1 protein-coding gene is annotated in these 15,286 nt (G+C 43.7%); it reads left to right on the top strand.

Translation table 11 applies throughout. The features are described 5' to 3' along the window. Window positions 1–330 precede the first annotated feature (330 nt). A partial coding sequence (locus tag HKX40_RS10400; protein ID WP_171589517.1) for an ESPR-type extended signal peptide-containing protein occupies window positions 331–15,286 on the top strand: 14,956 nt, incomplete at its 3' end.

Below are 15,286 nucleotides of genomic sequence, written 5' to 3'. Positions count from 1 at the left end.
ACCAAATATCTCAAGTAACATTGGTGGATAATACATTCAATTTTTAAAAGTCACTTTTGACTGATTTACTTTACCCCCCTCCGACGGAAATATCTTCCGTCACTTATGTCGTGAGAAATGTTTGCTCTAATGATTAGAGAAAACTTTCTTTCGTCAAATAGCCTCCAAACTACCCATACATGACACTTCCTCTGCTGACCAAGCAAGGTTTTTTAGGTTTTAAATTTTTGAATTATTACCAATTGCCCAAGCATCTTGCTCTTAGGTCCAAGCATTCCGCTGTACACCCAAGCAAGCCGCTCGTCGCAATCTCATTCTAGGGGAAATTGAATGAATAAGATTTATCGTGTCATTTTTAACAAAGCACGTGGTATTTTTATGGCGGTTTCTGAGTTGACCAATAGTCACTCGAAAGAGAAATCAAGCGTCGAGGGTGTGAGTGCGACAGGGACGGTGCGTAGAGCGACATTGGCACCGCTGTTTGCTGCCACAATGATGGCTGTAGTAGGAATGCCGTCTGTGGCTTGGGCTGATGACTATCCTGTAACAAAAAACTATAAAATAGTTGCAGCTGCGGGTTATCTAGATTGTACTGGTAAATACACTGTGAATTTGGCAGGTGATGGAACTGGGAATGGGGGCAATACAGGTGATGATATTAAATGTATATCAGCACAAAACGCAGTCGCCGTTGGTTATGATGCTTGGGTAAATTCTCAGTATGGTATCGCTATTGGCGTGGCAGCCCAAGCCAAACAAGAAGGTGGTGTGGCACTTGGATATAACGCCCTAATTGATGGTGCCAATGCGGTTGCCATTGGTAAAGATGCGCAAGCTTATGCTTATCAATACACCGATAATGGGACAAAATATCGTACACCAACTTCAGCCGTAGTCATCGGCAATAGTGCCACTACAAACCAGCAACAATCCATTGTGTTAGGTGCAGCATCAAAAGTCATCACTACTCATCAGGATGAAGCAAGTTCTGTGGTCGTAGGTTATGGTAGTAAAGCTATTGGTTCACAGGCCATGGTGTTTGGTTCGACCTCAGGAGCAGTAAAGCAATCATTAGCTATAGGGGGCGACGTATATGCAGCAGGCAACAGCTCTATCGCTATCGGTAACGATGACGTAGCAACAAATAATGATGGAACAGCAAGTGATTATCGTGACGTGTTGCCAGATGAGACCATTACTAAATTTTATCAAAAATTGTGGGGAGGAAATGCTTTTCTATCGCAACAAGATTTTAGTAATAAATACAGAAACGGTAACGCTATCTACTCACCAACTTATGCCGCAGGTCTAGGGTCTATTGCAATTGGTTCTCGTGCCCTAGCAGGTGGTGATGTATCAACAGCATTGGGGGCACTCTCTTTTGCCCTAGCTGACCGTTCGACTGCAGTGGGTATCCGTGCCTTTGTGGCAGACACAGCAAAAGGGGCGACTGCTGTAGGTGAAAATTCTTATGTATTTGCACCTAACTCTGTGGCAATTGGTAATAAGGTGGAAGCAACTCAAACAGGGGCATTTGCTTACGGTTATGACTCAAAAGCAGTGGGTACAGGTTCTTTGGCATTAGGTTATGGTACTGGTGCCGCAGCCCAGATTGACCCTGCATTCTATACTGCCATGAATACTACCCTCAAAAGTCTCCATAACACGCCTTTAGTAAGTGACACAACTGGAGATATTGACGAGACCGCTGATGGTGCATATAAGGCAACTGTGAAGACTGCTTTAGCACAATTAGAGGCAAAACTAGCCAGTAATACTCTCTATAGTCAAGATACGTCAAAAGCCTATTTAACCACCTCTAATGGTACCGTTTATGCCACTACTCAAAATAAGGATACTAACTCAGCCAGTGGCAAAGCAGAAAATGCCATCGCTATGGGTCGTTATGCCTTTGCCCTTAAAAACAACTCAATGGCGTTTGGTTATCTTTCTATAGCAGACGGTAGTTCTTCTATTGCTTTTGGTGCACAATCTCATGCGACAGATGAATCGAGCAATGCAGTAGCATTAGGTGTTAATGCCTACGTCAATGGTCGCAACAGTTCTGCATTAGGCTATGCGACTGCTGTATTGGCACAAGGGGCTACCGCTGTGGGTATGGGGTCTCGTGTAGAAGCAACGGCTAAAAATGCCATTGCGATTGGTGTGGGCTCTCGTGCTGAGGGTGAAAACTCTATTATTTTTGGTAACCTAGCTAAAACTTCAGCATCGGCAAGCAATTCTGCTGCTATTGGGCGATTAGCGTCGGTTACCTCCGCAAACTCCATGGCAGTGGGTAACGCTGCTCAAGCATCAGGTATTGAAAACTCTGTAGCGCTCGGCGTAAATTCTCGAACTGATTACAAAGTGGAATATTTGAATGAGCCTGGTTGGGTAGCTACGGGGGCGATTGCTATCCCAACCTCTGCTGCAACTGGGGTGATTTCTGTGGGGGCGATTAACCAAGAACGTCGTATTACCAATGTGGCTTCTGGTTATCGTGACTCTGATGCGGTGAACGTGGCGCAATTAAAAACCTTAGACGAACGTATCAGTAACATTACGGGTTCTGAGAACTCGTCTGGCTTATTCCAATATTTATCGGTTGAGAGTAAGAAGGGTAAAGCTGGTGAAGTAGCTAACGCAGTCAATAAGACCAAAGACTACAACGAGTACGTCACATTAAGAAAACAATATTTAGGGTTTCTTGCTCGTGAAAAATATAATGGTGAACAAATTGATAATGATGCTCTTGGCAAAATCAAAGCTCGTATAGATGCATTGAATACCCAGTATGGTACATTTGATGGAAAAACCTTTGAGACCGTTTCAGCAAAATTAGATGCCATTGAAACAGCACTTAATGGTGCAGTAGCAGAGGTTAATAAAACCAAATATGATGAGACTGTTACTAACTTAGAGACAGCATTCAATAATGATAGTTCAGCTACTACCGTAGCTAGTGTCTTGACAACAGATGAGGCAGCAGCTAAGGAAAAAACTGAAAACACCAACTTCAAAAATGATGGAGCAAAAGGTGAAGACAGCTTAGCTTTTGGTTGGAAAGCGACCACAGGTATTCGTAAATCAGATAACACTATTTCTACTGCTAGTACTGATGCAACAAAACCTAACAATGTAGGCGACGACGGTGTGGGTTATCACGCTGTGGCTATGGGTTATGAAACACAAGCCAGCGGTAGTCGTTCAGTTTCTATTGGTTCTAGCGGTAAGGGGCGTAATAATGCCGATCTTTCAGCACCTCTTGTGGATCGAGCAAATTCTGCAGAGGCAGAAGATTCTATTGCTATTGGTACTGCTAATCAGGTTCTAGGTAAGAGTAGTATTGCGATTGGTGTTGGGCACTATATTTCAGGCAATAAATCAGGTGCCTTTGGTGATCCAAGTTTCATTGATGCGGATAGTTCATTTGCGATTGGTAATGACAATACGATTACAGGCACAGGGGTAAGCAATTCCTTTATTCTTGGTAATAGCAACAAAATCAGTGTTAGTAACACACTTGTATTGGGTAATAATGTTACTGCCTCACAAGCAAATTCAGTGTTCTTAGGTAATCGTTCATACTACGTTGCTGGTGTTGGAGATAATGCCTATTCAAAAGGGTTAGGCGGTGATCCTTATACCTCTGCTACTATTGGTGGAAAAACCTTTAATTTCTTCGGTGGTGCAGCAGAAGGTACTGCAGGAGGTGTCGCTGGGGTAGTCAGCATTGCAAGTACCTCGACAGCAGGTGTTTTCCAAACCCGTCGTCTTCAAGGGGTGTCAGCAGGTTTAATTGGTGAGCACTCAACCGATGCCATCAACGGCTCACAACTGTATTCTGTTATCACTGGTCTTCAATCTGAGATTTCTAATGCAGGAGTGAACTGGGTAAATATTAATAGTGACGCAGACAATACTCCGACTAATCCCGACAATTACGATGGTTCAGATGAAAGAACAGGGGCTATAGGAACGAATAGTATTGCTATTGGTAAAAATGCAACGGCTAATAGTGCGAGTTCTGTAGCGATTGGTAGCGGTTCAACTGCGGATGCTGTCCATAGTGATGGTCCATGGGCTATTGGCAATGGTTCTGCTGCTGCTTTAGTCGTTCAAGATACAGCAAAGATTGCTGAGTTGCAAAAAGCGGCAAATGACGCTGCTACTCTATATACAACCAAAAATCTTGAATATGACCGTATGCAGGATAAGACTACACCGGAAGCAATGGCATTGCACGATGAGATATTTGGTGCTGATGGATCGGGAGAGACTTCAGGTTTAAAATATGAGGCAACCAAAGCTCGTGAAGCATATCGAACCGCTCAAACAGAGTATCAAAAACGCTCTGTCTTCGCTGTCGGTAGTGCTGGCGCAGAACGTCAAATCCAACACGTTGCCGCTGGTGTTATCTCTGCGACATCAACTGATGCCATCAACGGTTCACAACTTTTTGCGACCAATACCGTACTAAGCAAACTTGTGGATAAAGTAGGCGATGGTCCAATCAACGGGGTTGATGGTGCTTCGGGTAAAGACGGTCAAACTATCGCTGGTACCCCAGGCACGCCTGGCGCAGCAGGTGCTCAAGGCGTTCCTGGTGACTCAGGTGTAGGTGGTAAAGATGGTGTTGATGGCACACCAGGACTAGTAGGTCCTGCAGGTCGTGACGGCTTAAACGGCACTCCTATGGATACCAAAATCCAAGGTCTTCGTGATGGTGTAGCAGGTACTGTAGTTTATACCGATACAAGCGGCAATCGTGTCTTAGTTGAAAACGGCGTATATTACAATAAAGACCTTGTTAAAGACAAAGTTAAAGCGGATAACGGTCTATGGTACGATGCGGCCAACGTCAATCCTGATGGTAGCCTAAAAAATCCTGCGGATGCGTCAGGTTCTACATTGGCGGAATTGAATACAGCAGCAGGAGGCAATAAAACGCTAGCAAGCGATAAGGTGGTTTTATCTGCGGTTAATCCAGATGGTAAGACAGTGGCTCCTGTGTCTTTAGGTAATTTGGCGAGTGCGTTGGGTATTACTCCTGCAAGCTATGCTAGTGCGCCAATTACCAAACAAGCAGCGGATAATGCCCTAGGAGCACCAGCAGGCGCAGACCCCACTACAAATCCCGCTACAGGTCTATTTGCGATGAAAGGTGCTGAGCTTAATCGCGCCGCCACCGCAGCAGACTTACAAGCCTTGGCTGTGGCAGGGGTAAACTTCGGTGCTGATAGTGGCGATGTACAAAACATCGTGTTAGGCGGTCAATTTAATATTAAAGGCGATGGTGCTGGCGCTTCAGGTACTAACAAATACATCCAAACCACCACGACTGACAAGGGTGTTAAAGTTTCACTCACCGAAGACGCGAAAACCAAACTAGATAACGCCGCTTCAACTACTGATTTAGCGGGTAAAGCGAATGTGGCGTTAGATAACATCACTGCTGACGGTAAAGGCGTTATTACAGGTTTAGTAGACGTCGTCGAATCCACCACAAAACCTTCTTCTGCCTTGGATATTACTAGTGCAACCGATGCAAATGGTAAGAAAACCTTTACCGTTGCCCTAGATGATGCGCAATTAAAAGCGATTACAGGCACAACAAACTTAGCAACAGAGTATGCTAAGGTAGATGCTTCTAATATTGGTACTAATGTTGATAAATGGAATCAAGCACTTGGTGCGATTACCTTTGGTGGTGATGCAGGTACGGCAACAGCACAAAAACTTGGTACATCATTAAATATCCAGGGTGGTGCGAAAACTGGTTTATCAACAGGTAATAACATCGGTGTTACTGCATCGACTAATCAGTTACTCATTCAATTAGCCCAAGACCTCACTAATCTTAAATCAGCCACCTTTAGTAATGATGGTGCTGGTGCGGAGCCTACTACCGTGATTAATGGTTCTGGAGTGACAATTACCCCAGAGAGCGGCCATGCGGTGAGCTTAACTACAGCCGGTCTTGACAATGGTGGTAATAAGATTACTCACGTAGAAAACGGGGAAGCTAATGATGATGCTGCTACCGTAGGTCAAGTAGACTCCAAGATTACAGATGCTAAGACAGCTCTTACTGACTTAGGCTTTAAATTTGCAGGTAACAATGCTGGAAATCAAACCCTTAAACTAGGTGAAAAACTCTCAGTTATCGGTGCTAATAACGCTGAAAACATCAAGGTTACTTCCAGCGCAGGGCAACTTAGCCTTGATTTAAGTGAAGCTGTAAAAACGACACTAGGCAAAGTGGATGGTGCGGCAGCTTTAACTGATAACACCATTGCCTTAGCAGGTAATACAGGTGAAACCACCGCACAAGCGCTCAGTACAGAGAAGATTAAGTTCAATATCCAAGGAGCAGACTCAGGTAAAGACATCTCGGCTAATGCTACAGAGGATACCGTGACCTTGACCTTAAAAAAAGCCGCATCTATTACCAATACAGGTGATGATGTTGCCAAAGTCGTCACTTCTCAACAAGTCTATAATGCTATCACAGGTGCGAAGACTACGGTAAAACTTGCTACTGGAGAAGACTCTTTAGTGTTGACTAAAGCGGCCACAACATCTGACTTAGATCCTAATGCTTACACCTTATCGTTAGATAAAACTAAGCTTAAAGAGAGTTTAGCTGGTGAGTTTGCCTTGTTGGACGCATCGAATTTGACAGAAGACGCAGATATTACCGCTTGGAAAAATAAATTAGGCTTAACAGGCATTGCCAGTGCGGATGCAGGTATTGTGTTTAAAGGCTGGAAAGATACTACTAGTGGTCAAACTATTAAACTTAACCAGACCTTGAACATCACCGATACTTATAGTCAAATTGAGGCAAGCACCAGTACAGCTGGACTTAATCTTTCACTTTCTAAAGCAGTGAGAGATGCTTTAGCTAAGATTCCTACTGGAGAAGAAACAATCGCTAAAGGTAGCCAAACCTTTGCCTTGAAAGACACCGCAGGTAATAAGACAGATACACAAAGCTTTGATAAAGAGGATGGTTTAGTCTTTGGGGTGATTGGTGATAACACCACTATCACGACTGAAAAAACGACTGATAGCATCAAGGTGTCTGTTAAGAATGGTGGTATCAGTACTACCCAATTAGCAAATGGTGCTGTCACTTCAGATAAGATTGGAACCGGTGAAGTTAAGACAGGGAACATTGCGGATGCCAGTGTAACAGAGGCTAAACTTGAAAGCACACTAAGTGGCAAAATTAATGCTAGCTACGCACTTCTTGATAATAAGATTCAATTAGGTGCGGATACTGGTAATACTAATGAGCAGCCGTTGAATCTAGAAAGTATCAAATTTAATATCAAAGGCGATGGTGACATCACGACATCAGCAAGCAATACGGCGGATTTAACTTTATCGCTTAATAAAGCAACAGGTGTTTTCAACTCAACTCATGCAGATGCCAATAAAGTGGTTAAGTCTGTGGATGTTTATAATGCTTTAGTAGCGGCTAAGCCAACGATTAAGGCGGCAACCGTAGCAGACAGCACTAATGAACCTTGGGCATTTACTAATCCAGGCGATAACCTCATCAAAGTGAAACGTACTGCTGGTAATGGTTATAACGGGGACACTTGGAGTTTGGCTTTAACGAAAGCAGACTTAAAAGCGGCTTTGGATAGCGAGTATGCAGCAGCAAGTCTTGGTGATATTAAATTCGTTGATGATAAATATGCCACTAAACAAGTGGATCATAATGAGACTATCTCAGGAGTAACGTATAACATTTATAAAGCCACAGATGGCACACTTCGCTATTACAATACGTCGGATGAGAAGTACTACAAACCAACAATAGCAGGTCTTGAATTAGTCAATACGACAGATTCAGCGGGAGCTGGCTACGAAAATAGTGGTTCTTACGAAAGAGATAAAGTCACTGAAAAAGATCCAGCGAACCCTACCTTTACTGCGAAATCTATTACAAAAGGCTTAAAATTTGTAGGCGATGGATTTATCACTGTGGAATATGCAGCAGATTCCTATACAGGTAGCGACGTGACTGATGTGCCTAAGTTGGTGATTAAAACAACAGATGCTGTTCAAAATGCCTTAAATGCTATCGCAGCAGGTACATTTAGCAATACGGAATTGCACTATAAGACCAATGGGGATAATCCTCGCTCTGTGATGTCTCAAGTGGGCTTTGACTTCCGTGGTGAAGGTAGTCCAACAAACCCTGCTAATCAAAATATCGTGGTTAACGATAATGCGACTGATGGTGTTATTGACTTTACGCTTAATCCACAACTCCAAAATATCCAATCTATTGGTAGTGGTTCACGTGCAGTTACAGATGATGCAACAGAAGCTCGTTTAAGTTTCTATAACAAGGGTGATGCGACTGTTACAGCAGACGGTTCTGATACCTCACCTATTATTAAAGCCAACAGTGCTAAATTGACTGGCTTAAAAGATGCGGTTATCAAGTCAGGTTCTACAGATGCGGTAACAGGCGGTCAATTAGCGGACTTATTGGGTATTAATAGTGATCAACATAATTCATTTGGTGATCGTATTACCGCCCTTGAAAACGGCGCTAAAGGCACGGTGGTATATACCAAGGATGATGGTACTGTATTAGCCAAAGGGGCTGATGGTAAGTTCTATGCGCCAAACGATATTAAGGGCTTAACCTATGTTGTGCCTAACGAGTCGGGTACAGGCGGTGCTTGGTACAACACCAGTGAGATTACACGCAAAGCAGATGGTACTTATGATGTTACAGGCGCAACAGCAGCCACAGCACCAACTGCCGCGACAACTAATCCTATCCTTTCGCTCGTCGGTACAGATGGCACTACCACACCTATCAAGTTAGCTAACTTAATGAGTGCCTTGGGTATTAATCCAATAGCCAGTGCTGCGGATACGACTAAGGACGAAAAAGTTGCGTTAAATAATAAGGCTATCAGCACTGAACAAGCGCAAACAGTTATCGGCAATATTGATACTGTAAACAATACCAAGTCAGGTATTTATGCCCTTACCGGTGCTACGCTAACCCGAGCAGCTACCTTGGCAGATTTACAAGCCTTGGCAGTGGCTGGTTTTGACATCTTAGGCAACCAAGATGGCACAGTTGCAGATAATCGTATCCATAAAGAACTTGGTTCAACCATCAAGATTGAGGGTAAATCAGGTGCTTTATACAATAGCACAGGCTACGAGGCAGCAAACTACTTTGCAGACAACCTTATCACCTATAATGATGATGGTACACTTCGCATTGAAATGTTGAAAAAACCATTATTTGAAGCCTTAAAACTTCAAGAAGCAGGTAGTGATAAACCTGTGGTGACTTTCACACCAGGAGGTACTGCCACTGCACCAACCTTGACCCTAGATGCAGGTGATGGCACTACGGCGACACCAGTCCAACTCAAAGGCATTGCGAAAGGTAGTGACAATACCGATGCGGTCAACATGGAGCAATTAAAAGAAGTCAAAAACGCTATTGGTATGAATGGTACTGATGGGGTGAATGGCGTAGATGGTGCGGGAGGTCCAGCAGGAAAGGATGGTACCAATGGTCAAAGTATCTTGAACAAGATTCAAGCACTTCGTGATGGTACAGCAGGTCCTGTGGTATATACCGATAAAACAGGTACTCGCGTCATCTCTGAAGATGGTACTTACTACTACCCAGAAGGGCTTGTTTCTGATAAGAAAAAAGCCAACGATGGTTTATGGTATGAGAGTGGTTTCGTCGCAGCAGATGGCACATTGAATGAAAATGCGCTTGCAACTGCTGGTTATACTAAGAACACTGAGGGTAAATGGGTAAAAGACGGTGCTGTATTAGAAGGTAAGACATTGGCTGGCTTAGCAGACGCTGCTGATAAAGACGCCTTAGAAAGTACAGACGTGATTCTTTCTACCGTCAATGCGAATGGTAAAACGACGACTCCTATTACACTTGCCAACTTAACAGGGGCATTTGGTATTACTGTTACTAATCCAAATAAAACAGTTACAGAAGCCACTGCATCTGATGCACAAACAAAAGTACAAGACCTTCTTAAAGGTGAAACCTCAGCGGCTAATAGTAAAGATGGTGTGAAAGCATTGGATATGAGCCGTGTAGCAACAGCGGCTGACTTACAAGTGCTAGCACGTGCAGGTTTAGTCTTTAGTGGTAATAACAGCACCACTAAAGTGGATCGTGCGCTTTCACAAGAGTTAGCGATTACAGGTTATACCACTGATGCTGCTGCGTTTACAGAATTAGCTAATGCTGCGGCAAACAACATCTTTGTGGAGGGTGCTGCTGGTACGGATACTACAGCAGGTACACTCACCCTTAAATTGGCTAAAGACCTTGTAAATATTACCAGTATTGGTGCTGGTGCTGCAGCAGATACGGCTAATGCAGCGCGTATTAGCTTTACCAATGGTGATGCAACTACTAAGCCACAAATTAGTATGAACAATGCTAAAGTCACTAACGTGGCTCCAGGTACAATCGGTGCCAACAGTAAAGACGCGGTGAATGGTGCTCAACTTGAGTCTATCCGCAGTATTTTAGGTGGTTCGGATTACAAGGTAGATGCTACTACTGGCTTAGTCAGTGCACCAGCAACAAAAACAGCTGATGCTGATGGCAACGAAGGTGGTATCGGTGGTACAGGTCAAACCACAATTGATGCGGCGATTAACGAGTTACGTACTACGGCACAAAGTGCTGCGGCAGGTAAACTGTTATTTAAGACAGAAGCTACGGCAGGAGCAGCAACCAATGTGACCATCGAAAAAACCTTGGGTCAAACCCTTGATGTGACAACAGCGGATGCAACTGTTAATGGTACCACCTACCAAGGCGATAATATCATCGTAGTAAATGATGGTGGCAAGTTAAATATCGCACTTAACCAAGCCAAAGATGCAGCAACGATTAAGAATACTAATACCTTTGGTGGTGATGAGGGTGGTTTGGTAACAGGTAAAATCTTAAAAGACTATATTGCTGCTTCGGCAGGCTTTAACTATAAAGCAGGTGCAGATACCGCCTTTAAACAAACTTCACATGAAAAAGGCTTTACTTTCTTATCAGGAAATGACAATATCACCGCCACTTCAGCGGCTGATGGTGTGATTACCTACACGATGGCAGATACCTTAACAGGTATTACCTCTATTGAGGGTAGTGTGACTAAAGATAGTGGCAATACAGCGGCTAAGATTACCTTAAAAGAATCATCTGGTGCTAACGGCACTCCAAGTGTTACCTTAAATAACGCTAAGATTGATGGTTTAGCCAAAGGTACGGCTAATGGTGATGCGGTTGAGTTTAGTCAATTAAGTGCATTAGCTAGCACATTAGGTGCTACAGTAGGTAATGATGGTACTGTCACTGGTCCAACCTTTAATACTATTGTTAAGGGCGGTAGTACCGAAGCACCTGCCGACACCAAAGATGCGATTGATGACTTAATCACCGCTGTGAACAAAGGTATTAAGTTCGGTGCGAATAAAGGTACGGCAGCGACGAAATACCTTGGTGATACCCTTGCGATTAAAGCCGCTGATGTTACTAATACGGCGACAGGGGCAACAGACATCGCCACTCAATTCCTTGGTAAGAACTTATTAACTGGTATTGATAAATCGACTGGTGGTGTTCTTATCGGCTTTAGCGATAAACCTGAGTTTAGTGCATTAACCTTAAAAGATACGGCGGATACTACTAAACCAGCGGTAACACTCACTCCAGGAGGTACTGCTGATGCACCAACCCTTACTCTAGGTAGCGGTACTAATAATGCAACTCCTGTAGAAATCAAGGGTGTGGCTAAGGGTACAGGTAATGACTCTGCTGTAAACAAGGCACAACTTGATGAGTTAGCCGCTAAGATTGGTGTTCCAATCAATGGTACTGATGGTACAGATGGCATCAACGGTGTTGATGGTTACAATGGTACTGGTGAACGCGGTATTGCTGGTACTGATGGTTCTAAAGGGGTTCCTGGTAAAGATGGTGCTGCTGGCGTAAACGGTCAAAAAGGGCCTGCAGGTAAAGACGGCTTAAGTGGTACGACCGTGGTTAACAAAGTTCAAGGACTTCGCGATGGTATTGCTGGTACCGTGGTGTATACCGAGGCAGATGGTAGCCGTGTCTTAGTGGAAAATGGTACATACTATAAAGCTGATTTAGTGTCTGGCAAGGAAAAAGCTAATGATGGCAAATGGTATGATGCGGATGATGTGGATGCTTATGGCAACGTAGCAGCAGGCAAGGAAAGTACAGGTAAAACACTTGCTGAACTTTCTAACGCATCCACCCTTGACAATAAAGGTGTCGTTGCTCCCGAGAAAGTCATTCTTTCTGCTGTAGATCCTAATGGTAAGACAGCTACTCCAGTGACACTTGCTAACTTAGTGGGTGCTTTTGGGGTTGATATTGATTCAACCAACAAACAACTTGCTAATGCAACAGCGACTAAGACTGGTGCTCAGGCGAAAGTGGAAAAATTACTGGAGGCTAAGAATGCTGATGGTACTATCCTTGATATGACCCGTGTTGCGACGGCGGCTGACCTCTATGTATTAGCTCAAGCTGGTTTAGACTTTGTGGGCAATGATGACAAGACTGTTCACCGTGCACTTTCACAAACCTTGTCTATCAAGGGTGAGGGCACACCAGCTGCTGATTTTGCTAGTGCAGAGAATAACATCAAGGTTATTCAAAACACAGCTAAAGATGGTTTAACTATCCAGTTAGCAGACAAGCTTGTGAATATGACTTCTATTGCAGGTAAGACAGCAGCGGACAAACCAACTGCCGCTACGATTACCTTTGGTGATCCAGTTGCAACTGGTGGAACTCCAACCATTAGCATGAATGATGCTCGTCTAACTAATGTAGCAGACGGTAAAGATGGTAAAGACGCTGTCAATGTGAACCAATTAAAAGCCGTTGCGGATCAAATTGGTGTACCTGTCAATGCTAAGGATGGTATCAACGGTGTTGACGGTACCAATGGTACTACCAAAGTCGAATATGCTGACGGCAAGGGCGTACCTGGAACAAATGGTAAAGCTGGTACAAACGGTCAAACAGGTCCTGCAGGTAAAGACGGTCTTAACGGTACAACCCTCGTGAATAAAGTCCAAGGACTTCGTGATGGTGTGGCTGGTACAGTGGTTTATACCGATAAAAGCGGTAACCGTGTCTTAGTGGAAAACGGTAATTATTACAAACCAGCGCTAGTCACAGGTATGGAAAAGGCTAACGATGGTTTATGGTATGCCAAAGACCTTGTTAAGGCAGATGGCTCTATTAATGAAGAAGCACTCAAGGCAAAAGAAGACGCGATTGATGCTGATACTTCATTAAAGCCAGAGCAAAAGGCTGCAGCAAAAGCAGCACTTAAAGGTAAAACTTTAGCGGCATTAGCGGGTACTGATAAGACCAATGTTGTTGAGGCTAAAGAAGTCATGTTATCTGCGGTTAATCCAAACGGCGATACCAATGCACCAACGACATTAGCCAATGTGAAGAGTGCACTAGACCTAACAGGTAATGCTACTAACACAACAGCGTCTGCTGGTAAAGATAAGGCTCCAGATGCTATTGAAGCTGATGCAGCACAAAAAGTGATTGCAGGCGATAGTAAAGACGGTAAAGGTGGCTTATTAACCAAGTCAGGTGCTGTGCTTAACCGTGTGACAACCTTAGGTGATTTACAAGCACTAGCACAAGCTGGTCTTGACTTTAAGGGTTCTTTACAAGCAACAGACGTTGCGGCGGCAGGCACAACTATCCATCGTCCAGTAGGTACTGGTATCAGTATCATTGGTGCGAAAGATAAAACTGCTGGCTTGGGTCAAGTGGGTGATTACGATAACGGTAAGAACCTTGCTACTGTTGTCAATAAAGACACTAACGAAATCCAAGTGGTGATGAAGAAACAACCAACGTTTGAAGCCGTGAAACTTAATGATGGAAAGGATGGTTCAACCACTACCATTATTAAGACAGAGTCGGACGGTGATGTTGTCTTTGGTAAAGATGGTAAAAACGGAGCGGATGGCAAAGTGGTTATCTCTGGTATCAAAGATGGCGACACAGATGATTCAGCCGTTACCAAAGGTGCTTTAGACGATCTTAAAGAGAAGTTAGGTTTTAAAGATGGTGCTAATGGACACGCTGGTAATGATGGTGTGGATGGCGGATCTGTCGTAGATAAAGTGGAAGCGCTTCGCGATGGCACAGCAGGTCCTGTTGTTTATACCAATAAAGACGGTGATCGTGTCACAAAATTGGGTGATACTTTCTATAAATTAGCGGATGTTCAAGCACTAGAAAAGGCTGGAGCAGAGTACAGAGACGGTAAATGGTACGAAAAAGGTACAGATACCGTCATCACGGCAAATGCTGATGGTGCTGGTGCGGCTAAAGCATTGGCTGACCTTGACGCGAATAAACCAAAAGCAAATGAAATTAAACTTTCTTTGGTTAGCTCAAGTGACAACACTAAGACAGCAACTAAATTGTCTAATGTGGCTAATGGTGATGTTTCTCAGAAATCTACTGATGCTGTTAATGGTAGTCAGTTATACTCAGTTCAAACTGGTTTACAAGACCAAGTAAATGACTTAAAACAAAACTCATTATCAGCAGTTAATCTTGTGGGTAACAAGGAGGCTGATGGTAAAGGTAAATTGCAAGGCTCAAATAATACTTTAACTGTAAAAGGTGAAGGTGATGGTTTAAGCAATGCTGACAAGACTGCAGCGAATAATATCTATGTAGTAGCAGACGGTAATAACAATATGACTGTTAAACTGGCTGCTAACTTGGAGAACTTACAAAGTGCGACCTTTACTACACCAGATAAGGATGCCACTGATAAGTCTGGCTTCAAGGTAGATGCCGATGGTGTTCAATTCACTAAGGTGGATGGCACTAAAGATAGCAGCGCTCCATCTATCACTAAAGATGGTATTGACGCTGGTGATAAGAAAATCACCAACGTAGCGGCTGGTACTATTAGTGCAACGAGTGAAGACGCTATCAACGGTAGCCAATTAGCTAAATTGATTGGTGATGTTGCGTTTAATGACGATGGCACTGTTAAGGCTGATGATCCTAACGATGCTGATGGTGATGGCAATAAAGGTGGTATTGGCGGCACAGGTAAGACAACCATTAATGAGGCGATTAACGAAGTTCGTCAAACAGCTGGAGCAACCACTGTTAAGGCTGGTAAGAACATCAAGGTTACACCTGATACAGAAGGAGCCAAAG

Origin of the sequence: Pelistega europaea (genome assembly GCF_013133775.1) — a bacterium.
Lineage (GTDB): Bacteria > Pseudomonadota > Gammaproteobacteria > Burkholderiales > Burkholderiaceae_B > Taylorella > Taylorella europaea.
The sequence above is the reverse complement of the archived record's forward strand: the minus strand, read 5'-3'. Positions and strand labels throughout refer to the sequence as shown.